This is a genomic window from Microbulbifer sp. ALW1 (assembly GCF_009903625.1).
Taxonomy (GTDB): Bacteria; Pseudomonadota; Gammaproteobacteria; order Pseudomonadales; family Cellvibrionaceae; genus Microbulbifer.
Genome location: NZ_CP047569.1, coordinates 3,934,360 through 3,958,335 on the forward strand (window position 1 = coordinate 3,934,360; position 23,976 = coordinate 3,958,335).

Genomic DNA, 23,976 nt, shown 5'->3' on the forward strand with positions numbered 1-23,976 from the left:
CAACCGGACTCAGGCAACCGCGCTGAGTTCACCCTTCGGGGACGGAACATTTTCTGCGGCGGCTTCAAACTGCAGCACACCATCGTCTACCGCATCCTCGGTCAACATTTTCTTGTCCTTGCCGTAGTGCATGGTGAGTTTCCAGGGACCATCGCGTCCCTGTCGCGGCATGCGATCTTTGGCGCGGCTGATATACCCCGGAGAGAACGCGTCCAGCATACCAGTGCCCGTTGCGTTATTTTCCGTATCCACAGGCCGCGCCACAGCAAAACCGCCCTTGTGCATGTGCGACAGCAGGCGACAGAAATAGCGGCCGCCGATATCGCTCTTCAGGGTCCAGGGGGCATTGGTGTAACCGAAAATCCACAGGTAGTTGGGGATATCTTCGATCAGTATGCCCTTGTAGGTCATCTTTTGCGGCAGATCCACCGGCTTGCCGTTCAGCTTCACCTGCAGATCACCCATCAGCTGTACGTCCAGTCCTGTGGCCGTCACGATCACATCGGCGTCAAGATGCGCGCCAGACTTCAACACTATGCCATTTTCAGAAAAATGGTCGATTTGATCGGTGGCGATATCGGCTTTACCCGAGCGCAGCACCTCGAAAAAATCCCCGTCCGGTGCCGCACACAAACGTTGCTCCCAGGGTTTGTAATTGGGAGAAAAGTGCCGCATATCAAAGTCCGGCCCCACCCGCTTGCGTACCTGTGACAGCAGCAATTTACGCATGGCATTGGGCCAGCGCTGGCATGCCAGAAACAATCCGCGTTGCAGTAGTACATTACGCATACGCGCCATTTTGAACACCCAGCGCTTGGGCAGGAATTTATTCAGAAAAACGGACAGAGTATCCGTATCTGGCACCGCCATTATGTAGCTCGGCGAACGCTGCAGCATCGTGACTTTGGCGGCCTTCTCCGCCATTGCCGGTACTACCGTGATCGCCGTAGCGCCACTACCGATGACCAAGACTTTCTTGCCGGTGTAGTCGAAGTTTTCCGGCCAGTGTTGCGGGTGCACAATGTCGCCCTTGAAGGATTCCTCGCCCTCAAAGCGCGGACGATAGCCCTGATCGAAATTGTAATAGCCGGCGCAATTCACCAGGAAATTACAGGTAAAGGTTTTCGTTTCTTCGGAAGCTTCATGCAGTGCCGTCAGGGTCCAGAGCTGTTTGGCATCAGACCAGTCGGCACTGACAATTTTCAGGCCGTAGCGCACCTTGTCGTAGAGGCCAAATTGGCGAGCCGTTTCCACAACGTAATTGCGAATATCCCCGCCTTTGGCCAGAACTTTGTCGGAATACCAGGGATTGAAGTCAAATCCGAAACTCGCCATATCCGAGTCGGAACGGATACCGGGATATCGAAACAAATCCCAGGTGCCGCCCATATTTTCCCGGCGCTCGAGAATGCAAATACTTTTATCGGGATAGGCTGCCGCTACGTGGCAGGCTGTACCAATGCCGGAGAGTCCGGCGCCGATGATGATGATCTCATTGTGCATCGCTGACATATTGGCCTCTTTTTATATCTATTGATGACCTGAAGAGAACAATATTTATCCATTTCCATTTGACATTATTGACGAATCGCGACATATTTTTGACGAATCGCGACAAGCCGCGGTCATCGCGATCCTATCGGTGCCAGCTACGCCACCGGCGCAGTACAAACCCCAGCGGCGGTAATCTTATGAGCAGTCTTATTCGGGCGACGAACCTGTGGGGATATGACGAACTGGTCAGAATTCGTGGCGGTGATCCACTGCCACTGCTGCGCCGGTATCGCATAGCGGCAGAGGAAGAAAGGGACGATGAATCCTTTCTGATCTTCAAGGATATGATGGCGTTGTTCGAGGATACTGCGGAAGCATTGCACTTCCCGGAATTCGGCCTCCGACTCGCGGAGTACCAGGGGATGGATATCCTTGGGCCTATCTCGGTCATCGGCCGCAGCTCTGCCACCGTGGGTAGCGCGGTCGACAGTATCGCCCGCTACCTCCCCCTGCATTGCTCGGCCCTGTCACTCACGCAAACCCTGGAAGAGACCGACCTCGGGCAAGTCATCAAGTTAAGCTACCACATAAACGATAAAGAACTGGACAGCAGTATCCAGGCGTATGAACTTGGCATGTCAAACGCCATGCAAGTCATGAAACTCCTTTGTGGGGAGGACTTTGTCCCGCTCGGTGTTTTTTTTATGCACCATCAGCTGGGCGATTCCCGGGTATACCGCGATGTCTTCAAATGTCCGGCACATTTCCAGCAAAACTGGTGCGGCTTTTACTTGCCCACGTCGACATACTCCATCCCCCTATCGAGCGTCGACCACCAGACGTGGCAACTGGCCGAACACTACCTGAATTCACAAAAGCTCCCCGATGCGAATACCATTACTGAAGATGTCACACGACTGATCCGTAGCCTGCTGCCAACCGGCCAGTGCAATAACGAGACCGTCGCTTCGTCCCTGTCCATGCACAAACGCACCCTGCAAAGAAAGCTCGCCAAAGAGAATACGACATTTGAGCAGCTACTCACTGAAGAAAGAAGGAAGCTCGCGCGGGTTTATTTACAGGAGCCGCACATGAAGCTTAGCCAGATTGCCGGTCTTCTTGGTTATTCAGAACAATCCGCAATAAATCGCGTATGCCGGGACTGGTTTGGCACCACGCCGCTAGGGTTTCGCTCACAGCTTGCTCAGAAGGGAAAATAAAGCGGTTGCGTTCACCATTACTCAATGGTTCTTTTCCGCTGGTGTTCTTAACCAGTACAAACGGATCAAACAAGATGCCACCCGTGGTATCAAAACCCACCTTTGCTCAGCCGAAATCCTGTTTCTTCATCCACGGAATAATCCGCTCAAAGGCCCGCTCAATATTTTCGATGGAGGTGGCGTAACTGAAGCGCAGTGCATTGCGGCTGCTCTCACCGAAGGTGTCACCGGCGATGGTACAGACGCCGGTCTCACGCAACAGGCGCAGGGCAACATTGTTGCCATTCACCCCTTCCGGCAACGCCGGAAACATGTAGAAGGCGCCGTCCGGCACATACCCTTCCAGGTAGGGAGTCTGATCGACGAGTTCCACCAGGCGATTGCGGCGTTTTTTGTAGGTCTCCACCGTATCGGCCACAAAACCGCGATCGCCCTTGAGCGCAGCCACGCCAGCCCACTGGCAGGGGGTATTGGCAACGGTGGTGGTAAACATATGGTAGCGGCGCAATTTGCGAATGGCGCCCTGACTGGCAATCAGCCAGCCGATGCGCATACCCGCCATACTGAAGGTTTTGGAAAAACTGCTCATCACCATGACATGATCCAGGTCGGAACAACAGGAAAGCACACTGGCGTAATTGCTGTAGCCGAGATCATCGTAAATCAGATGATCGTAAACCTCGTCGCTGATGACATAGATACCCCGGTAAGCGGCCTCTTGCACGATGGTTTCCACCGTTTCCCGCGGGTAGACAGTACCGGTCGGATTGCTGGGGGAGTTCAGAATAATTGCATGGGTGTTGCTGTCGATCGCATCAATCACTTCCTGGGGGTCCAGCTGGTGATTGTTTTCCGCGCGGGTGGGAATGTATTTCACTTCCCCGCCATTCATACGAATGAGCGGTGCATACAACATAAATGAAGGGTCGGGCACGATAAATTCCCGCCCCGGTGCCGATACCGCCGTCAATGCCAGGTATATGGCTTCAGTGGCGCCGGTGGTGATCAGGATATTTTCCGGCGTAATACTGCGCCCGGAACGTTCGCTGTAATACTCCGCCAGTGCATCGAGCAATTCAGGCAGCCCTGCATCCATGGTGTACCCGGTCTGCCCTGCGTGCAGTGCATCCACGGCCGCATTGACCACGTGGGGCGGTGTCGGCGCGTCCGGCTGCCCGATGGAAAGATGAATTACATCTTCCATGGAGGCCGCCATATTCACCATTTTGCGAATGCCGGGCACGGGGATGGTCAGTAGCGCGGGGTTCCAGACCGGGTCTTCCGACTCGTAAAAATCAAAATCCAACCGGCTCACAGGCTCGCCCCCGTCGCAGCACCCTGTTCAACATGTTCATCAAACAGCGCCGGGCGTTTGTCAGTAAGCGGCGCAGCCAGTTGATAGGCGTGAGCCGCCTGCAACACAGCCGTATCGTTAAAACGCGCGGCAACCAACTGCAGTCCGATCGGCAGGCCCGCACCATCGAAACCGCAGGGAACCGAGATCGCCGGTTGCCCGGTCATATTGAAGGGATAGGTAAACGGCGTCCACGACGGCCAGCGGGTGCTGGGCCAGTCTTCCGGCACTTCCCGCCCGGCCTTGAACGCGGTGATCGGCAGCGTCGGGGTCAGTAGTAAATCGTATTTTTTGTGGAATGCCGCCATGCGTTCGCAGAGTGCCGCGCGTTCATTGACGGCCTCGAGATAGTCCAGCATGGAAAGTTGCGCCGCCTTCTCAGACACGGCTACCAGTTGCGGATCCATCAGACTGCGCTGCTTTTTGCCGATGTCACGGAGCGCGTTGGCAGCGCCGCCGTAAAACAGATGCCCGAATGCCGCCAGCGGGTCGTCAAATCCCGGGGCCACCTCGGTCACTTCCGCACCAAGGGACTGCAGCAGTTTTGCCGCCGCGCGCACGCTTTCCTCAACTTCGCGATCTACCTGCACATAACCGAGTGTTGCACTGAAGGCGATGTGCACACCGCGTAACAGATCCTCGGGTTCACCGTTCAGCGCCGACAGATAGTCGATATTGCGCCGCGGTATGGCGTTGGTATCCCGACTGTCCGCTTCCGCCAGTACATTCATCAACAGTGCACAGTCCGGTACCGTCCAGGTCATGGGGCCTGCATGTGCCAGGGTGCCAAAGGGGCTCGCCGGCCAGTGCGGTACTTCACCGAAGCTCGGCTTTAACCCCACCAGACCACTGAAGCCAGCGGGTATACGGATGGAACCGCCAGCATCGGTACCCAGCGCCAGTGGGCCCATACCCAAGGGAACCGCGGCCGCACTACCGCCACTGGAGCCTCCGGCGGTTTTATCGGGATTCCAGGGATTACAGGTGACGCCATCGACCGGGTTGTCGGTCACCCCCTTCCAGCCAAATTCCGGCGTGGTGGTTTTCCCCAGCGGAACGGCGCCATTGCGATTGAGTGCCGCGACACTGGGCGCTTCCTTGCCCAGGGTGGATTTTGGATCAATGGTTTTCGACCCTTTGATGGTGGGCCACTGGGGTGTCAGGAAGACGTCTTTAATGGCAACGGGAACGCCGTCCAGCAGGCCTTTGGTATTCCCCTGCTGGTAGCGCTGCTCGGATTCCCGGGCCAGATTCAAGGTGGTTTCGGCGTCCACCAGGTTGAAGGCATTTACCACCGGGTTACAACGCTCTATCTGTCGGAGCATGGCCTGGGCGGCATCGACCGGGGAGAATTGCTTGTCTTGGTAACCTTGCAGTAACTCCAGGGCGGACATGCGCAGCAGCTCGGTCATCGGGGTTATTCTCCGGCTAGGGTGATCTCTGTCGTTTTTGTGACAACTCCCCTAATGTAGACCTAATTCGCGCCTGTTCGTTGAAATTGACGTAGAAGAAGCCGCCCCGATTTTGCAAAGCTTACTCGCAATATCAATTTACTGACGGGATTCGCAAAATTCCCACACTTCCATCTGCGCCGGCACCAAGAATCAGATTGTTACCTGCCGCCAGGGTGTAAAAGCCCGCTCCCGCTAAAGCCTGCCAGCTGTTTCCAGCGTCAAAAGAAATATCGCTGGCGGTCTTGCCGCTGGCGACACACAGGCTGTCAATGCAGGCCATGGCGGTACGCAATCCGCGCTGTCCATTATCCGCGACTTGCCACTCGCCATCGGATAACTGCGCCAGGTTGTTGTAGCGCCCGGGCCTGTCCTGGTAGTCGCCGCCCAGCACAAAAACACGCCCCTGTGTGTTCAGCGCCAGTGCGTAACCGCCGGATGTCTGGGTTTTCTGATGCAGCGGCACCGGGCTGCGCTGCCAGCTCTGGCCGAAATCTTCACTGCTATACACCGACGCCGCGAAACCACCGGTGGTAAACCAGGCCTTGCCCCCCGCCCCGCTGATCAGGGTATTGCCACTGGCCGCGAAGGCGGCCTCTTTGGGCAATATTGCAGGAATCTTGTTCTCGCCAACCCGGGTCCAGCTGCGACCGCCATCTTTCGTTATCCTGACCACATAAAAGCCGTCGACCGGGTCCCCCAGTAACAGGCCGTGGTTGCGGTCCCAAAAGGCGATGGAATCGAAAAATCCGGTTTCATCCGGATTTTCATACAACAATTGCCAACTGCTACCGCCATCCTCCGTCAGATACAGGCGCGAGTCACTGCCACTGCCCACGCCCATAACAATCGCAGTGTCATCGTCAAACAACTGGATATCCCGAAAATCCGTTGCGGGTAGATCCTTGACCGAGACATCCTGCCAGCTTTGCCCACCGTCCATCGATTTGAATACCGTGTTGTCGGTACCACTGACCCAGAGACTCCCAGGGCCAACAGCGCTACCGCGCAGCGATGCCGGTTTACTCAGTTCCGCCCGTTGCCATTGGACCGTCTCTCCCGCAGTGCTGGAAGGCGTTGCAAAAGCAAGACTATTTGCAAAAGTAACCAGACCACCAGTGAGTACGAAAAGCAGCGAATAGATTGACTGATACACGATAAGTCCTCAGTAATTATTGTTATTTATCCACAGCGCCTTTGACGCAAGGACGTTCACACCCAACATCTGTGGTGTCATAGCAGCAAGACAAGTTCAGCTGGTTCAACCAGAGACTGCCGGCATCGAAATACCGTAACGTTGCGCCAAAGACTGCAGGTCTTCAACGATGGTCGGATAGAGATTGACCCCATTCGCCAGCTGCTCACTGCGCAATTGCCAGGCGCGCTGGCCGGGCACCCTTGGCGCGGCACCATCATCCGTATCACAAGCTTCCCACAGCTGAGTCAGTGCGGCCACCTGCCGCAGGAAATTGTGCGAGCTGCCAAAGGCGGCGGGATCTATAACCTGTAGGAAAACGGAGTTTGCCTCATCGTCATCTGCCACTGCATCCGCGCGGCCATAACCTCCGAGCCCCATGGAAAGTATCTCGAGCATGGCCGACAGCGCCGCGCCCTTGTAACCGTGATCCGCACCACCCACCGGCAATATGCTGCCGCCCTGGTTAAACGCCGCGGGGTCATCCGACAGCTTGCCATCGCGGTCCTTCAAATACTGGTTGGGCAGTTTTTTCCCTTCCCGCTCGGCGCGGGCCACATAGCCCCCCGCAGTCACCGACATGCTGATATCAAACAGTAGTGGGTAGTCGGCTGCTGGTGCACAAAAGGCAATGGGGTTGGCCGAGAACAGCGGAGTCTTACAGCCCTGAGGAGATACCGTTCGCTCTGCAGGGGTGGAACAGGTCAGGATGGCAACGCAATTGCGCTCTACAATTTTTGGCAGATAGGCCGCTAGACAGGCGATATGTTGGCTGCGCCGAATAGTCCCGGTAACCACGCCATACTCGCCCACACGTTCCAGGGCCTGGTCGAGCGCCTTGTTCACTACCCAGGGACCGGGAAGAAAATCCGCATCCCAGTTAAAACAGTTACCCCGGTCGGCGAGCACATGGGGTTCACCGGTCAGGCGGGAAGCCCCCTGCTCCAGCCAGCTGAGATTACTGGCAACCCGATGCAGACCATGGGTCGTAAAGCCCATCAGGTCCGCCTGCAGAAAGGTTTCTGCCATGACATCGGCTCGTTCCGGAGCCAAACCCGTAGTGGCGAAAAGGTCACTGGCAAATTGCTTGAGGGATTCTGCGCTGTAACGATGTGTCATTGCCTCTCCTGTCTGCGACGCTAATCAGCGCCTACTGATTTTTTCTACTGGAAACTTATGCTCGGAAATACGCAGCTCAGTGGTCAGACACTTTTCCCCGTAAATTTTTTATCTGTCCACGCCGCGACTTGTGCTGTAACCGGCGCTCCTTGGAACCCTTGGTCGGTTTTGTAGGCAATCGCTTTTTCGGCGTTTTCAAAATGCCTTTGATCAGTAGGCTCAACCTTTCCAGGGCATCGGCCTTGTTCTTCTCCTGGGTGCGGAAACGCTGCGCTTTGATGACGACTATGCCGTCCGACGACACTCGCTGGTCGCGTAAATTTAGCAGACGCTGTTTGATCTCTTCCGGCAGGCTCGAATTTCCGATATCAAAACGCAGGTGAATGGCCGAAGACACTTTGTTGACATTCTGCCCACCCGCCCCCTGCGCCCGCACCGCGCTGATCTCTACTTCGCTTTCGGGAATTTGAATTTGGTTAGAAATAATCAACATGAAAAACTCTCTGGATATTCGCGCAAAGCCTAACCTTTTCCATCAACTATGCTCAAACTGTACGGCGTCAAAATTGCTGGTCGGAAATCATGTGAGCGGCGAACTAAACCTGCGCCCCTCGGCAACTCCTGGGAATCCTGCGGATGGAAAAACCAAACAATTTGGACCAAGCCCACTATAACCCGCCTGTATTTTACGCGGCTACCACCGTGCTGTTGCTGATGGTGGCTTATGCGGTGATTGCACCCGAGCACGCCACCGCCACCTTCAAGGCACTGCAATCCTGGGTCGTGGTACACATGAGCTGGTACTACGTGCTGGTGGTCGCGATCATTCTGGTCGGCACTATCATGATCGCATTTTCCAGCTTCGGGGCGATCAAGATGGGGCCGGAACATGCAGAGCCCGAGTACGATTTTGTCTCCTGGTTTGCCATGCTGTTTTCCGCCGGCATGGGCATAGGCCTGTTATTTTTTGGCGTAGCCGAGCCGGTCATGCACTATCTGGAGCCCCCGGTGGGTGAAACAGGTACCGTGGCGGCCGCGCGCGAAGCCATGGTGATTACCTTTTTCCACTGGGGGTTTCACGCCTGGGCCATCTACGCCATCGTCGCCCTGATCCTCGCCTATTTCAGTTACCGCCATAAACTGCCGCTTACCTTGCGTTCGGCACTCTACCCCATGATCGGCGACCGCATCTATGGTCCCATCGGCCACGCCGTCGATGTGTTTGCCATTGTCGGTACCGTATGCGGCGTGGCCACAACCCTCGGTTACGGGGTGCTGCAAATCAACTCCGGGCTCAATCATTTGTTCGGACTACCGGTGGGCGCCGGTGTCCAGGTAGCCCTGATTATTGTTACCACCATTCTCGCCACCATATCGGTTGTGATGGGGCTGGATGCCGGCATCAAGCGCCTGTCGCAAATCAATATGACGCTCGCCGCGATCATGCTGGTGATGGTGCTGCTGCTGGGCAGTACCGTATACCTGTTGCAGGCTTTTGTGCAGAACTTCGGCAGCTATCTGTCTGAAATCGTCAGCAAGACATTCAACCTGTTTGCCTACCAGCCAACCGATTGGCTTGGTGGTTGGACCATCCTCTACTGGGGCTGGTGGATGTCCTGGTCTCCCTTTGTCGGACTGTTTATCGCGCGCATTTCCCGCGGTCGCACCATTCGCGAGTTTGTTGTCGGGGCAATGATGGTACCGGCAATCCTGACCATGCTGTGGATGACCTTTTTTGGGAATTCTGCCATCCATATGATTCTGAATGAGGGACTTACCGAGCTCGGGGAGATAGTCGCGCAAGACCAGTCTGTTGCCCTCTTCCAGTTTCTGGAGCAGTTTCCTTTTTCCTCGGTGTTTTCGTTCGTGGCGGTGATCATGGTGATTGTGTTCTTCGTCACCTCTGCCGATTCCGGGGCACTGGTGGTTAACATGCTGTCATCCCATGGCCGCGACGATACCCCGCTGTGGCAACGGATATTCTGGTGCTTTCTCATTGGCGTGGTTGCCATTGCGCTGCTGCTGGCGGGCGGGCTCGGCTCCCTGCAGACCGCGGTCATTGCCAGCGCCCTGCCATTCTCCGCGATTCTGCTGGTGGCCATGTACGGACTGATCACCGCGCTGCGCACCGATACGGTCAAACGCATTACCCAGAGCGCCATCGTCGCGCCGATCAGTGCCCGCAATCCGGTGGTCTGGCAACGGCGCCTGAAAAACGCACTGCAACTGCCGTCACTGTCAGAGGTACACGAATTCATCCGCGATACCGGTAGACCGGCACTGGAGGAGTTCGCCGCGGAAATACGCAAGAATGGCTACGAGGCGACAATCTCGGAAAGTGAAAACGCGTCGGTGCAGATTGAAGTACTCCAGGGTGAAGAGGTCAGTTTCATTTATGGCCTGCACCCCAAAGCCACCATCAAGCCCGATGCCAGCAATCCGGAACAGGAGCTGGACGACAGCTACGACGATGGCTCGCCGGACAAGTATTTCCGCGCGGAAGTCCACCTCTACGAGGGCGGCCAGGATTATGACGTGATGGGCTGGACCAAGGACCAACTACTGACCGATATGGTGTCGCAGTACGAACGCCACCTGCAGTTCCTGCATACCTTGCGATAAGGCGGCACCTTAATAACGCAAATTCAGGCGCCAGAACTGGCCTGGTGTTTCGTAAATACACGCCAAACAAGTTCGTGACCAATCAGACGAATTTAGTTTCGACAGATCTTCCAATCGCACGTTTGGCTCGGTTAATATCGGACAGGTTCCGGTATTAACCGGACTTACACCACATAAAAATAACGACGCAAGCACAGGCCAAAAGCCGTTCAACGGCCAACCCATAACACTGTGCATCGCGATGTAAGGAGATAAACATGCCCAACGCCAAGCGCAGCCTGGCGGCCGCCATAGCGGTTGCTTCCCTGACCTCCGGCCTGAGTACCTTTGCCCAGGCCTCTGCTGACGACTCCCCCTTCTCACAAGTGATCGCCTTCGGTGACAGCCTTACGGATGTCGGTAATGCCGGTGTATTCACCAGTGGCGACAGCAAACAGGCAGCCATCAGTCTGATGTCCCAGAACCTTGGCCTGGGCCCGGTGGCCCCCTCCTGCGCAGATATGTACCTTTGTCTTCCCGAGGTTGACCCGACGCTGAGTGAAGACCAACTGCTGGCGTCCGCGCAGGCACAGGTGCGCGCGGCGCTGCCCAATGTGGGCGGCGGTTGGGCCGTAGGCGGACACCGTGCGGCGGATGTACTGCTGAACATCCTCGGCACCCGCGGCTACCTGCAATACCTGGATGAACAGGGCCTTACCCTGAATCCCAACGCCCACAACTTTGCCAGTGCCCTGTTGCCAGATCCCACCCGCGAAACGTCCACCGGCCTGTATGCCGACCTGACCCTGCTGGGCCTGCTGCTCCAGGGGCCAGATGCAGTGGCACAGCTGCGCGCAGGTGCCGCCCAGGCAGAAGCACAAGGTGATGCGACCACTGCTGCACAACTCACTGCCCAGGCTGACGGGCTGCAGGCACAGATCGACGCGGCGCCCGCCGCCATCGTTGCCGATTCCGGCAGCACCGGTAATCCACACCCCCTCGGACTCGGCTACCTGGAAACGAATAGTGGTCGCGCCGATGGCCAGGCACTGTACTGGGTAAACGGCGGCGGCAACGACCTGCTGGCCGGATTTACCGCAGCGCTCAGTGGCACTATTACCGCCGAACAGTTTGGCGCCCAGGCCGGCCTCGCCGCCAGCATGCTCGCGGATGGTGCCGAAGCACTTTCAAATGCAGGTGCGAATTACATCCTGGTTTCCAATGTGCCGGATATCAGCAGTACCCCCGGTATGTACGCCGCCGTGAGCCAGGCGGTAGCCGCCAGCCCGGAAGCCGCGCAGCTGGCCAATGCGGTAACCGCAGGACTGATGACCCAGGAGCAGGCGGACGCGCAATTGGCTGCCGCCATCGACAGCACCCTCGCCCAGGCCAGCGGCGCCGTCTCTCTGTTCAACAACACCCTGCTGACAGACGCCCGCGATATCGACGGCGTGCTGATGGTGGATATGGAGGGCATTCTCAAGGTCACCCTGGAGAATGCCGCGGCCATGGGCTTCGCCACAGAATTTGACCAAAGCACCCTGTGCTATGACGGCGGCAGCTGTATCGAGCATCCGGTCTACGGCAAAAACGGCAGCGCCCCGGATGCCAGCAAGCTGGTATTCAACGATGCGGTACACCCCACCCAGGCAGCACAGGCTGTACTGGCGGACTACTACACCGCAGTGGTCAATGCCGCACAGGTTGCCGGCCAGTTGCCGGATATGGGCCTACAGGCATCTCGCAGCCACGTCAGTACGTTAGAGGAGAGTTTCATTGGTAGTCGCTACCGCACGGCAGAAACCGGTGTCTTTGTCAGCGGAGTGTTCGGCAACAGCGACTATGACAACAGCCTCGCGCCAACCGCCAGTGGCGACGCCAGCGGCAGCCTGATCGGCGCCGGCTATGCACTGCGCGACAATGTGCAGCTGGGTTTCGCCGTCAGCCGCTCCGACCTGTCCCTGGATAACAGCCAGAGTAACGTCGACTCCACTTCCACCAACTACAGCCTTTACAGCCGCTTCCATCACAATGAGTTCTTTGTGGACGCCAGCGTGACCATGACCGATGTAGACTACGACCGTGTCGGCCGCCAGCTGCAGCTAGGTAACCAGTTCAATGGCACCCTGGAAGCGGCCACCAGCGGCGAAAACACTACCCTGGACCTGACCGGTGGTCTCAATATTTCTGCTGGCGACTCCCGCTTCGGTCCTTTTGCCGGGGTTACCAAAGTCACCGCGGAAGTCGACGGCTACCGTGAAGACGCAATGGACGGCTTTACCTACACCGGCGCCAACGGCGAGCAGATGGACCCCTTCGGGATGAATTTCGGTAGCCAGGAGCGCCGCTACACCACCATGCGACTCGGTGCCTTCGCCGACAAAGCCTGGGGCAAGGTGAGTGCCTATGGACAAGTCTGGTATGAAGACACCACCGGTACCGAAAACGATTCGCTGGAAGTGGGCGTCAAGTCCATGACCGGCAACATGAACGCCATGCCCAGTTACGCCAGCAAGGACACGGGACTGTTTGAAGACGGTGCCGGCGCACTACTGGGACTGCGCTGGCAGGCAGCCGATACCATTGCGGTAAGCGCCAACCTGACGGCCCGCCCGAGCTCAGAACAGGGTTCCCTCAATGTAACCTACCGCTTCTGATTTTTTCAGGGCCGACCTTTTTATCGCGCCCACTTCGGTGGGCGTTTTTCTTGGTAAATAACACTGTATGTACCTGTTAACGACCGAACGCCTGCAATTGCGTGAACTGACCGACAGCGACGAAGATGCGCGCTTTACCCTTGCCCTGGTCAACGACCCGGACTTCCATCGCTATATCGGCGACCGCGGTGTGCGCACGGTGGAACAAGCCCGCCACTACCTGGTTCAGGGGCCCATCACCATGTACCGGCAACACGGCCTTGGCATGTACCGCGTGGAGCTAAAGGATGGCACCCCTGTCGGGCAGTGCGGACTATTGCGCAGGCAGGGACTTGATGATGTGGATATCGGCTTTGCCTTTTTCCCCGAATACCGCGGCAAAGGTTATGCACTGGAGGCCGCTAGTGCGGTAATGGCCTGGGGCAAACAACAACTTGGGCTGCGCCGGATTGTCGCCATCGCCTCGCCGGACAATCGCGCTTCTATCCAATTGCTGGAAAACCTCGGGCTGACCAGAGAGGGCAATATCACCCTGCCCGGTGACGATGAAGAACTTCTGCTGATGGGCTGGACCCAAGCGAAATAAGGCCCACACCTCAATACAAAAAAGCGAGCCGAAGCTCGCTTTTTTGTTTTCTACGGATCCTTCTTAATCCGCACTAGTGCGCACTGGCAGAACCGGCGCCCTGCGGGAAGCGAATGCTCTCCACCATTTCCTGAACATCTTCCGGTGCTTCGCGGGTCACTTTGGCCACCGCAATGGCCACCGCAAAGTTCAACAGCATGCCCAGGGTACCGATGCCCTCCGGCGAGATACCAAACCACCAGTTGTCCGGGGTATTCGCCGCCGGGTTGATGAACTTGAAGTAGCAGATATAAGCCGCGGTAAACAGGATACCGGAGACCATACCGGCAATGGCGCCTTCCTTGTTCATCCGTTTGGAGAAGATCCCCATGATGATCGCCGGGAAGAAGGACGAGGCCGCAAGCCCGAAGGCAAAAGCCACCACCTGCGCCACAAAGCCTGGTGGATTGATCCCGAGATAACCGGCAATACAGATGGCCACCGCCGCCGCAGAACGCGCGTAGAGCAGTTCCTTTTTCTCACTGATGTTCGGCATCAGGTTCCGCTTCAGCAGGTCGTGGGAAATGGAGGTGGATATCACCAGCAACAGGCCCGCAGAGGTGGACAGTGCGGCGGCGACACCACCGGCAGCAACCAGAGCGATCACCCAGGCCGGCAGGTTGGCAATTTCCGGATTCGCCAGCACCATGATGTCGCGATCGACACTCATCTCATTGCGCTCGTCACCGGAGTAGAACATTTTGCCGTCGGCATTCTTGTCTTCCCATTTGATCAGACCGGTTTCTTCCCAGTTACTGATCCAGCTCGGTGCTTCCGCGTGGGCGGTACCCTGGCCGTCGGCGCCGTTGATGGTATCGATCATGTTCACCCGCGCGAAGGAGGCGATGGCCGGCGCAGTGGTATAGAGCAGTGCGATAAACAGCAGTGCCCAGCCAGCAGATTTACGCGCATCACGTACTTTCGGCACAGTGAAGAAGCGCACGATCACATGCGGCAGTCCAGCGGTACCCACCATCAGCGCAGCGGTAATGAAAAATACATCAATGGTACTTTTGGTGCCCGAGGTGTATTCCGCGAATCCGAGTTCCGCCGAGAGGCCATCGAGCTTATCGAGTAAATAGGTACCGTCCGACAGCATGCCGCCGAAGCCGGTCTGCGGCAGTACATGGCCGGTCATCATGATGGAGATGAAAATTGCCGGCACCATGTAGGCGAAAATCAGTACGCAGTACTGAGCTACCTGGGTATAGGTAATCCCCTTCATACCGCCGAGGACCGCGTAGAAGAACACCACACCCATACCGATGACCACACCGGTGGCAATATCCACTTCCAGGAAGCGGGAGAAGACCACACCCACACCGCGCATCTGCCCGGCCACATAGGTGAAGCACACGAAGATCGCACAGATCACCGCGACGGTCCGCGCGGCCTGGGAATAATAGCGATCACCGATAAAGTCCGGCACGGTAAACTTGCCGAACTTGCGCAGGTATGGCGCCAGACAGAGTGCCAGCAGCACATAGCCACCGGTCCAACCCAGCAGATACACGGCGCCGTCGTACCCCATAAAGGAAATCAGGCCGGCCATGGAAATAAACGAGGCCGCCGACATCCAGTCCGCCGCCGTCGCCATACCATTGGCCACCGGGTGCACGCCGCCACCGGCCACATAGAAGTCGGTGGTGGAACCGGCACGGGCCCAAAGCGCGATACCGATATAGAGAACGAATGTCGCACCGACAATCAGGAAAGTATGGCTCTGTACGTCCATGGCTCAGTGACCTCCCTGCAGTTGTTGTGCTTCAGGCTGCGCGTCGGAAGCGTCGGCCTGCGCAGCGGGCTCGTCATCCTCGTAGACACCGTATTTGCGATCCAGTTGATTCATCTTGTAGACGTAGACAAAAATCAGCGCGAGGAACATATAAATCGCGCCCTGCTGGGCAAACCAGAAGCCAAGCTTGAAACCACCAATGCGAATCTGGTTCAGCTCATCCACCAATAAGATGCCGCAACCAAAGGACACCACAAACCACACCACCAGCAAGCTGAACATCAGCTTGAGATTCTCTCGCCAGTAATCACTGGCCTTCTGCTTATTCTCGAAACTCATCGTCGTTACTCCACTATTATTGTTCGCTGGTTGAGATCGAAATCATCTGTGCCGGGAGCAAGGCGCTCCCGAAAACATCAGAATACATATTTAACGGAAAACTGCAGTCGCTGGAGCTCCCCGCTGTCATCCGCCAGTAAGCCGCTCAGGTTTTCCACCTCCTTGCTGGCAAAAATATACTCGCCGCCCAGGGTCATCTTCGGCACCGGCGAGTACATCAGGTTCAGGTGCAAGCTCTGGTAGGAGGAAGGCGTCATATCGGAAACGATATCGGGGTTATCCGCGGCCGTCGCGGAGAGCACCAGGTTGCTGCGCCACTGGTCGCTCCAGAAGTGCCGCAGGGCCACATAGCCGCCGTGCTGGTCGATCAGTTCGATATCCCCGTCGACCGGATCAATAATGCCGCCGCGATAACTGTTCAGGCCCAGGTAGCGCCCCAGCGCATTGCCATAGCTGTACATAAAGCGCAGGTCGTCGCGCCCCAGTTGCCACTTGCCGGCGAGGCTGATGGCGTAACCCTGTTCCGATTCATTGCCGCCATCGGTGTGGTCGTAGGCCAGTTCGCGGCTCATGGAGGCGATGGAGTAGTTGAGGTCGCCGATGCTGTTGTCGTAACGCAGGATCAGGTCGGGGCGAGAGTTATCGTCGTAAGGATTTTCCGTACCGTTGTACAGGGTGGTTGCCGGGTTTTCTGCGGCAACCTGTACCTTGCCGCTGCCTAACCCCTGGGTATAGCGGATCTGCGGCTGACGCTCGAATACGGTGCCGACAGGGCCGACAAAATCCAGGCCTTCCGGCAGTGTGCCCACGTTGAAAAAGGTGGACCAGGCCTGCCCCGCCAGCAGCGAGCGCTCACCATCGATATTCCAGTCAATATACGCATGGCGCAGACGCTGGGCGTAAGAGTTGCTAATGCGTTCATCCCCCTGTGCACCCGCCATGGCGTCAATCTCGAGATGAGTATTCACACTGCCGGCACCCAGCTCGGTAGAGGATTTGAAAAACAGGCGGGTGGATTTGGCGTGGGCGTTGTAGTGCATATCCCCACCTTCACCGCCGATAGGAATCGTGGAGGGCACCAGGAAATCCTCGCCGATGCCGGCGGTTGCCGCGCTGCCATCGGAGTAATCACTGAAGATACTGTCCAGTTTGATATAACCGCCGATCTGGATATCGGTGTTGCCGAAGGTCGTGGTCTTGGGTGGCTCCGGGTTTTCCACCACTGGCTTATCGCTGGACGCCTGGGTTGCGGCCAGTTGATCCACCTGCGCCTGCAGTTCGGTAATACGCTGCTGCAGCTCGGCGGCGGTCATTTCTGACGATGCCAAATCGTCTGACTGGGCCGCCAATGCGGGCAGTCCATTCACCATCGCTGCCAGCGCCACCGCGCCGGCCAATTTGCTTTTTATTATTTTTACTGACATAGCCGTTGTCCTTGCCGTTGTCTGTTGGCTCTTGTTATCGAAGAGGGGAATAAGCAACTCCAAGCAAACAACTTCACGGCGCACTCGGGTATTAACCATTGGTCTAAATTTGCGGTCGGGTTCGACCAATGTCTAGGTGCGCAACTGGTACGCAGTGATAGTAACCGCCCCTCTCTTTAGCTGCCTTTCGACTTTTGTCTAATACGACCTGCCGCGGCCCCGGTGCCAGAATGCACCGCATAAGAATCTGCACTGATGAGAGGCCTGACCGTGACCAGCCAACAAGAAACCTATTTGGTACCCGAAAGCTACGCCGCCAACTCCCTGCTGGACGAAGACCGCTATTTCGAACTGTACAACCGCTCGATTCAGGACCCAGACGGCTTCTGGCGCGAGCAGGCCCAGCGCATCGACTGGATCCAGCCCTTCACCCAGGTCAAGGACACCTCCTTTGCCAAGGACGACCTGCATATTCGCTGGTTTGCCGACGGCAAGCTGAACGTGGCAGCCAACTGCCTGGACCGCCACCTGGAGAAGCACGGCGACGACACCGCCATCCTGTGGGTGGGCGATGAGCCGGGCACCGCGCGCGAAATCAGCTACCGGGAACTGCACCGGGACGTGTGCCGCTTTGCCAATGGCCTGAAAAGTCTTGGCGTAACCAAAGGCGATGTAGTGACCATCTACATGCCGATGGTGCCGGAGGCCGCTGTGGCAATGCTCGCCTGCGCCCGTATCGGAGCGGTGCACTCGGTGGTTTTTGCCGGCTTCTCCCCGGAAGCGCTGGCCGGACGTATGGACGACGGCCAGTCCCGCATCCTGGTTACCGCCAACGCAGGCCGCCGCGGTGGCCGCTCGGTACTGCTGAAACAGAATGTCGACAAGGCGGTGGCCCTGTGTAAGGAAACCACCGTGGAAAATGTGGTGGTATTCAACTATCTCCAAAACAGTACCGACGATGCCACCGACTGGAACCCGGCCATCGACCGCGACTATGGCGAATTGATCGCCGCGCAAAGCGACGACTGCCCGGCAGAAATCATGGGTGCAGAAGACCCGCTGTTTATCCTCTACACCTCCGGCTCCACCGGCAAACCCAAGGGCGTACTACACACCAGCGGCGGTTACATCACCTATGCCGCGCTCACCCACGAATACGTGTTTGATTACCGCCGCGGCGAGCGCTACTGGTGCGCCGCGGATATCGGCTGGATCACCGGCCACAGTTACATCCTCTACGGGCCGCTGGCGAACGGCGCCACCACCGTAATGTACGAAGGTGTACCCCACTACCCGGACGTTACCCGGGTGGCACAGATCATCGACGATCACCAGATCACTATTCTCTACATTGCCCCCACGGCCATTCGCGCGCTGATGGCGGAAGGCAACAAAGCCGTCGCTGGTGCCAACCTGGAAAGCCTGCGTCTGCTAGGCACCGTGGGCGAACCGATTAACCCGGAAGCCTGGAAGTGGTATCACCGCACCTTCGGACGTGGCCAGTGCCCGATCGTGGATACCTGGTGGCAGACGGAAACCGGCGGCGCCATGCTCACCCCCCTGCCCGGCGCCACCGCGCTCAAGCCCGGGTCGGCCACCCGCCCCTTCTTCGGCGTACAACCGGCACTGGTGGACAATGAGGGTCAAATTCTCGATGGCGCCACCGAAGGCAATCTGGTGTTACTGGGCAGCTGGCCCGGGCAAATGCGCACCGTATTTGGCGACCACCAGCGCTTTGCCGATACCTATTTCAGTACTTTTGAAAACATGTATTTCACCGGCGACGGTGCGCGCCGCGACGAAGACGGTTACTACTGGATCACCGGCCGTGTAGATGACGTACTGAACGTGTCCGGCCACCGCATGGGCACCGCGGAACTGGAAAGCGCACTGGTCGCCCACGAGGCCGTGGCCGAAGCCGCGGTGGTGGGTTACCCACACGACATCAAGGGCCAGGGCATTTATATTTACGTAACCCTGAACAGCGGTATCGAACCCAGTGAAGAAATGCGTATAACCCTGCGCAACTGGCTGCGCTCCGAGATTGGCCCCATCGCCACCCCGGACGTGATTCAGTGGGCACCCGGCCTGCCGAAAACCCGTTCCGGCAAGATCATGCGCCGAATCCTGCGCAAAGTGGCGGCGGACGAATGCGACCAATTGGGCGACACTTCCACCCTTGCCGATCCAGGCGTGGTGGACAACCTGGTGGCCAACCGCGCAGCGGTGACCAGTTAATCAAGCGACCCCGAACGATCGGCAGCAGACCCCGATAAAAAATAACAACAGGAATCGGTGGGATTTTCCCGGTACACTTTTTCACCTGTGCTCTTTTGGCAAGCTGCCTGGGAGCACGGGTGTTACCGAGGTACTACTGAGGTACTACTGAGGTATTACCGAGAAAAGTCCCACCGCCTAGGGATGCATAGCGATGAACGATCACACCGACAGCGGGCAACCTGCCCGACAATTCATTATTGCGGACGACCACCCCCTGTTCCGCAATGCCCTGCGCCTGTCGATCCAACAGACCTTTCCCGGCGCGATCATTTTTGAAGCCTGCGATATGCAGAGCCTGCAGCAGTGTGTGGCAGACCACCCCCACTGCGACCTGCTACTGCTGGACCTGCATATGCCCGGTGCCCACGGTTTCAGTGGGCTTATTTTTCTCAGCGGCCAGTATCCACAACTGCCGGTGATGGTGGTTTCCGCCAATGAAAAACCGGAAATCATGTGTCGCGCCATCGACTACGGGGCCTGCGGCTTTTTGCCCAAGTCGGCGCCCGTGGAACAGATCGCAGAAGCCTTACAGCAAAGCCTGGAAGGTGAGATCTGGTTACCACCAGCGGTAGCCGAGCGATATGAATCGGCTGGCACGGCAGACGACAACGAGGTGGTGGATGTCATTGCCACACTGACCCCGCAACAATTTCGCGTCGCCACCATGCTGGCAGAAGGGCTGCTGAACAAGCAGATCGCCTATGAAATGCAGGTCACCGAGGCCACGGTGAAAGCGCACCTCACCGCACTGTTTCGCAAGCTGGACGTCAATTCGCGCACTCAGGCGGTACTGGCGCTCAGCAGTCTGGATGTAGAGGCTCCGGGGCAATTTTCGCCGCCCCAGAAACCCGCCTCCAAAAGTAACCAGGTCAACTGATATTGCTTTTCGCCGTGCGCGCCAGACGCCGCACCAGATTGCGTAACACCGCCGGCTTCACCGGTTTGGGTAAATAAAACCAGCCGTGCTCGGTCGCCGCACTGCGAATTTCTTCTGACGTATCGGCGCTGACCACAATGCCTGGCAAGTCGCTCTGCCAGTGCGTACACAAGGCCTCCAGCGCATCGATGCCGGTGGCATCCCGGTCCAGGTGATAATCCACGATCACCAGCGCCGGTGGACTGCGCAGTTGCCAGCGCGCCAGCGCCTCTTCCAGTGACACCGCCGTGACCACCCGGCAGCCCCAGCCACTGAGCAAACTCTCCATACCGCGCAGAATCTGTCGTTCATTGTCGATGCACAACACCGGCACCGCCGACACATTCGCTACCTCGGCGACACTGGCAGCTTCCGCCGGCGTTTCGCGGGCTTCGCCGAGGGGCACGCGGATACTGAACATGGAGCCACGCCCGGGAATGGATGCCAGCCCCAGCTGGTGACCCAGCAGGTCTGCACTGCGACGGGCGATGGCGAGACCGAGTCCCAGCCCCTTGTCTGCGCTGCGCTCACTGCTGCCGAGACGCACAAACTCATCGAAGATTTCCTCTTTAGCGCTATCGGCAATACCGGGGCCGGTATCCCACACCTGAATCTCCAGCTGCGGCTGGCCGTTGCGGTCGGTACGCCGGCGCACACCCAATAGCACGCGACCGCGCGAGGTATAGTGCAATGCATTGCTGAGGAAGTTCTGCAGTATCCGTCGCAGCAGGTGGCGATCGCTGATGACCCAAGCGTCCGTGGGCACATACCTCAGTGCCAGGCCACGTTCACTGGCGAGCGCAGAAAATTCGGCATTAAGTCCGTCGAGCAACTGGCGCAGGGGAAAGTGGTCCCGTTTCGGCGTCAGGTTACCGGCATCCAGCCGGCTGATTTCCCGCAGTGCACCGATCAACTGTTCCGCCGAAGTGAGTGCGCTGTCGATGTAGTGAATATCATCGCCCATTTCCCGCCAGCTGCCCGCGGCGGCCTTGTTTTGCAAGGAGGCGATAAACAGGCGTGCGGCATTGATCGGCTGCAACAGGTCGTGGCTGGTGTGGGCGAGAAAACGGGTTTTGGCCGCGTGCAGTTCACGGATTTTCACTTCCGCTTCAGCGCGGCGGCGATTCTCCTGCTGCAACGCGCGGTTGCTGTCGGAGAGTTCCGCGGTGCGCTGCTGCACCCGATCCTCCAGACTGCGGCGGGTTTCTTCCAGTGCGTCCACCGCCGCGCGATATTCGCTGATGTCGGTAAAGGTGGTGACGAAACCGCCCCCGGGCATCGGGGTTCCGCGTACTTCCACAATGGCACCGCTGGGCAATCGGCGCTCGAAGCGGTGGGCGCTGCCGTGGCGCAGCAGGTCCAGGCGCCGCTCGATATGCCCCTCCAACGCTTCGGGATCCTCCCTGTCGCCATAGAGGCCGCGCTCGGCATTGTGGCGATAGAGCGACTCCACCGGACAACCGATATACAGCAACCGCTCGGGGTAATCGAACAATTCGAGATACTGGCGGTTCCAGGCCACCAGCCTCAGCTCCGCATCCACTACGCTGATGCCCTGGCTGATGGTTTCCACCGTGGTCTGCAGCAATTCCTGACTGAAGCGCAAACGCTGCGAGGTGCTGTCCACCAGCCGCGCAATATCCTCCAGCTTCAGCGGGCGGTTGCTGTAGAGCAGGCCCATTACCTGATTCGCCGCAGCAGAGCCGACGATGCCAGCGAGAATGCGTTCGGCATCGGCAATCACAAAACGTGAGGCGGCGTCATCCGGCAGCAGACGCTGCTGGCTACGCAGCTCAAAATCGTTCCAGATTTCTTCCAGCCGTGCCGGTCCCACAAAGGGTTGTAACAGGCTGCGTACCTGTCCCATGCGAATACCGGTTGGCACCAGATCCGGAGCCGGTTCTCCTCCCTGTTCCGGTGTTACGAAAGCCTGCGCCTGGCGCCGGTCGTTGTCGTCCTGGCGACACCAGAGCGACACCCCAACCAGCAATACAATGTTCCCCAGCAGGCTCCAGAAGACACCGTGGCTGAGCGGGTCCAATCCGCCGACGCCAAACAGCTGCTGCGGGCGCATTGATTCAATCCCGAACAATCCTCGCTGGAGCAACTCCGCCTCCGGGTACACGGCGGGCACAACAAGGCAAAACAGCCACAGGCCGTAGCCGGCGATCAGCCCCGCCCAGACCCCGCGCCGGTGCGCACCGGGCCAGTAGAGCGCGGCAATCAATGCCGGCGCCAGTTGCGCGGCGGCCGCAAACGACAACAGGCCGATAGATGCCAGCGCCTCGGTGCCGGAAATGGCGTTGTGCACTCCCCAGCTCATCAGCATCAACAGCAGAATACTGAGACGGCGGATCAGGCGCAGGTGATTACCGAGGGACACCGCGGTGAGCCGGGTAAAGCGGCTCAGGTACAGCCACACCGGCGCCACCAGTTCGTTGGAAACCATCACCGCCAACGTCAAAACCGCGACAATGACCATGCCCGTGGCCGCGGAGAAGCCACCGATATAGGCGAGCATGGTCAGGGTGTTGTGGCCGCCCTGTAGCGGCAGTGTCAGTACCAGGCTGTCTGGCGCACTCAGCCCCGCCGCCACCAGCGGCTGGCCGGCGAGGGAAATAGGGAGAATCAACACCGAAAAAAGCACCAGATAGGCCGGCAGCAACCAGCGCGCGGTGTGCAGGTCTTCAGGGCTGCGGTATTCCACCACCGCCATATGGAACTGGCGCGGCAGGCAGATGATCGCCGCCATCGCCAGCAGGGTCTGGGTGACAAAATTGATGTCCGGTGCCAGCCACTGCAAGCGCGGCTGCCACTGCACTTCCGGCAGGCCGCTGCCGCCGGTGATCAGCAGCCACAGCGCCAGCACCGCGACCGCAGCAAAGGCAAAAAGCTTCACCAGCGATTCCAGTGCAATGGCAGCGACCACCCCCACATTGCGCTCGCGGCCCTCCAGGTGTCGGGTACCGAACAAAATGGCGAACAGTCCCATCAACAGAGCGGTGGCCAGCGCGGTATCGAGATCGACCAAGCTGTCGCCATCCGCGCTGCCGCCAATGACGTCCCACCCCATGGTCACGGCCCGCAACTGCAGCGCGATGTACGGCAGGCTGCCAACAATGGCCAGTAGCGTCACCAGCGCGGAGAGCCCACGGCTTTTGCCATAACGGGAGCCGATAAAATCGGCGATGGAGGTGACCTTCTGGCGCTCACCCACCTGCACCAATTTCTGCAGGAAACCACCGGCAAACAGGAACAGCAAGATGGGTCCCAGGTAGATCGGCAGGTAGCTCCAGGTGTTACTCACCGATTGCCCCACCGCGCCGAAGAAGGTCCAGGAGCTGCAGTACACCGCCAGGGTGAGGCCGTAAATGATGGGGCGGAAATGTTGCATCCACTGCGTGTGCCGGCCTGCGCGCCAGGCGACCACAAACAGCAGCACCACATACAGCAGGGCAAAAAGCAGCAACAGGGGTTTGCCGATCATGAATTCCTCGCGCACCGGATCCGATGACCCTGTATAACCGATGGCGACAGCCGGGGGCAATTGGATAAACGTCGAAAGC

16 protein-coding genes are annotated in these 23,976 nt (G+C 58.1%); 6 read left to right on the top strand and 10 right to left on the bottom strand.

Going from position 1 to position 23,976, the window contains the following annotated elements; all coding sequences use genetic code 11:
- Positions 1-9 precede the first annotated feature (9 nt).
- Positions 10-1,512 (bottom strand): NAD(P)/FAD-dependent oxidoreductase, encoded by a 1,503-nt coding sequence (locus tag GRX76_RS16320; RefSeq protein WP_160154274.1) that lies wholly within the window; start codon positions 1,510-1,512, stop codon positions 10-12.
- A 179-nt stretch (positions 1,513-1,691) separates the two neighbouring features.
- Here GRX76_RS16320 and GRX76_RS16325 point away from each other — a divergent pair, with 179 nt between their 5' ends.
- On the top strand, positions 1,692-2,714 hold the full coding sequence (locus GRX76_RS16325) for an AraC family transcriptional regulator (RefSeq protein WP_160154275.1): 1,023 nt from the start codon (positions 1,692-1,694) through the stop codon (positions 2,712-2,714).
- A gap of 106 nt (positions 2,715-2,820) precedes the next feature.
- On the opposite strand, the gene GRX76_RS16330 is transcribed toward GRX76_RS16325, so the two are convergent.
- The 5 genes from GRX76_RS16330 to arfB all read right to left on the bottom strand — a co-directional run bounded on the left by GRX76_RS16330 (position 2,821) and on the right by arfB (position 8,326).
- Positions 2,821-4,029: a pyridoxal phosphate-dependent aminotransferase gene (locus GRX76_RS16330; RefSeq protein WP_160154276.1), complete on the bottom strand. Its 1,209-nt coding sequence runs from the start codon at positions 4,027-4,029 to the stop codon at positions 2,821-2,823.
- Entirely contained in the window at positions 4,026-5,480 is a 1,455-nt protein-coding gene (locus GRX76_RS16335) for an amidase (RefSeq protein WP_160154277.1), read from the bottom strand. The genes GRX76_RS16330 and GRX76_RS16335 overlap by 4 nt, the downstream gene beginning before the upstream one ends.
- A gap of 133 nt (positions 5,481-5,613) precedes the next feature.
- Positions 5,614-6,675, bottom strand: a complete 1,062-nt coding sequence (locus GRX76_RS16340; protein ID WP_160154278.1) for an oxidoreductase — start codon at positions 6,673-6,675, stop codon at positions 5,614-5,616.
- 105 nt (positions 6,676-6,780) lie between these two features.
- Positions 6,781-7,833, bottom strand: a complete 1,053-nt coding sequence (locus GRX76_RS16345) for an Ldh family oxidoreductase (RefSeq protein WP_160154279.1) — start codon at positions 7,831-7,833, stop codon at positions 6,781-6,783.
- Between the two features lie 76 nt (positions 7,834-7,909).
- Entirely contained in the window at positions 7,910-8,326 is a 417-nt protein-coding gene (gene arfB / locus GRX76_RS16350) for an alternative ribosome rescue aminoacyl-tRNA hydrolase ArfB (protein ID WP_160154280.1), read from the bottom strand.
- Between the two features lie 143 nt (positions 8,327-8,469).
- Between arfB and GRX76_RS16355 the strand changes: the two genes are divergently transcribed.
- The 3 genes from GRX76_RS16355 to GRX76_RS16365 all read left to right on the top strand — a co-directional run bounded on the left by GRX76_RS16355 (position 8,470) and on the right by GRX76_RS16365 (position 13,677).
- Positions 8,470-10,455 (top strand): choline BCCT transporter BetT, encoded by a 1,986-nt coding sequence (locus GRX76_RS16355; RefSeq protein WP_160154281.1) that lies wholly within the window; start codon positions 8,470-8,472, stop codon positions 10,453-10,455.
- A 257-nt stretch (positions 10,456-10,712) separates the two neighbouring features.
- On the top strand, positions 10,713-13,091 hold the full coding sequence (locus GRX76_RS16360; RefSeq protein WP_160154282.1) for an autotransporter outer membrane beta-barrel domain-containing protein: 2,379 nt from the start codon (positions 10,713-10,715) through the stop codon (positions 13,089-13,091).
- A 67-nt stretch (positions 13,092-13,158) separates the two neighbouring features.
- Entirely contained in the window at positions 13,159-13,677 is a 519-nt protein-coding gene (locus GRX76_RS16365; RefSeq protein ID WP_160154283.1) for a GNAT family N-acetyltransferase, read from the top strand.
- Between the two features lie 73 nt (positions 13,678-13,750).
- Here GRX76_RS16365 and GRX76_RS16370 read toward each other — a convergent pair whose 3' ends face one another.
- The 3 genes from GRX76_RS16370 to GRX76_RS16380 all read right to left on the bottom strand — a co-directional run bounded on the left by GRX76_RS16370 (position 13,751) and on the right by GRX76_RS16380 (position 17,214).
- Positions 13,751-15,451, bottom strand: a complete 1,701-nt coding sequence (locus GRX76_RS16370) for a sodium:solute symporter family protein (protein WP_160154284.1) — start codon at positions 15,449-15,451, stop codon at positions 13,751-13,753.
- 3 nt (positions 15,452-15,454) lie between these two features.
- Complete coding sequence (locus GRX76_RS16375) at positions 15,455-15,790, bottom strand: DUF4212 domain-containing protein (RefSeq protein ID WP_160154285.1); 336 nt, start codon at positions 15,788-15,790, stop codon at positions 15,455-15,457.
- A 77-nt stretch (positions 15,791-15,867) separates the two neighbouring features.
- Entirely contained in the window at positions 15,868-17,214 is a 1,347-nt protein-coding gene (locus GRX76_RS16380; protein WP_236250428.1) for a DcaP family trimeric outer membrane transporter, read from the bottom strand.
- Between the two features lie 270 nt (positions 17,215-17,484).
- On the opposite strand from GRX76_RS16380, the gene acs reads away from it, so the two are divergent.
- Both acs and GRX76_RS16390 read left to right on the top strand, forming a co-directional pair.
- The gene (gene acs / locus GRX76_RS16385) at positions 17,485-19,452 is read left to right on the top strand and encodes an acetate--CoA ligase (protein ID WP_236250429.1); all 1,968 of its coding nucleotides are present in this window, start codon (positions 17,485-17,487) and stop codon (positions 19,450-19,452) included.
- Between the two features lie 193 nt (positions 19,453-19,645).
- The gene (locus tag GRX76_RS16390; RefSeq protein ID WP_160154287.1) at positions 19,646-20,371 is read left to right on the top strand and encodes a response regulator transcription factor; all 726 of its coding nucleotides are present in this window, start codon (positions 19,646-19,648) and stop codon (positions 20,369-20,371) included.
- Here the strand turns inward: GRX76_RS16390 and GRX76_RS16395 are convergent.
- Positions 20,364-23,897 (bottom strand): NahK/ErcS family hybrid sensor histidine kinase/response regulator, encoded by a 3,534-nt coding sequence (locus GRX76_RS16395; RefSeq protein ID WP_160154288.1) that lies wholly within the window; start codon positions 23,895-23,897, stop codon positions 20,364-20,366. The genes GRX76_RS16390 and GRX76_RS16395 overlap by 8 nt on opposite strands.
- Positions 23,898-23,976: the final 79 nt, after the last annotated feature.

Coding starts and splice junctions, on each gene's coding strand:
- GRX76_RS16320 (WP_160154274.1), bottom strand. CDS start 1,512: ATGTCAGCGATGCACAATGAGATCATCATCATCGGCGCCGGACTCTCC.
- GRX76_RS16325 (WP_160154275.1), top strand. CDS start 1,692: ATGAGCAGTCTTATTCGGGCGACGAACCTGTGGGGATATGACGAACTG.
- GRX76_RS16335 (WP_160154277.1), bottom strand. CDS start 5,480: ATGACCGAGCTGCTGCGCATGTCCGCCCTGGAGTTACTGCAAGGTTAC.
- GRX76_RS16345 (WP_160154279.1), bottom strand. CDS start 7,833: ATGACACATCGTTACAGCGCAGAATCCCTCAAGCAATTTGCCAGTGAC.
- arfB (WP_160154280.1), bottom strand. CDS start 8,326: ATGTTGATTATTTCTAACCAAATTCAAATTCCCGAAAGCGAAGTAGAG.
- GRX76_RS16355 (WP_160154281.1), top strand. CDS start 8,470: ATGGAAAAACCAAACAATTTGGACCAAGCCCACTATAACCCGCCTGTA.
- GRX76_RS16360 (WP_160154282.1), top strand. CDS start 10,713: ATGCCCAACGCCAAGCGCAGCCTGGCGGCCGCCATAGCGGTTGCTTCC.
- GRX76_RS16365 (WP_160154283.1), top strand. CDS start 13,159: ATGTACCTGTTAACGACCGAACGCCTGCAATTGCGTGAACTGACCGAC.
- GRX76_RS16370 (WP_160154284.1), bottom strand. CDS start 15,451: ATGGACGTACAGAGCCATACTTTCCTGATTGTCGGTGCGACATTCGTT.
- GRX76_RS16375 (WP_160154285.1), bottom strand. CDS start 15,790: ATGAGTTTCGAGAATAAGCAGAAGGCCAGTGATTACTGGCGAGAGAAT.
- GRX76_RS16380 (WP_236250428.1), bottom strand. CDS start 17,214: ATGTCAGTAAAAATAATAAAAAGCAAATTGGCCGGCGCGGTGGCGCTG.
- GRX76_RS16390 (WP_160154287.1), top strand. CDS start 19,646: ATGAACGATCACACCGACAGCGGGCAACCTGCCCGACAATTCATTATT.
- GRX76_RS16395 (WP_160154288.1), bottom strand. CDS start 23,897: ATGATCGGCAAACCCCTGTTGCTGCTTTTTGCCCTGCTGTATGTGGTG.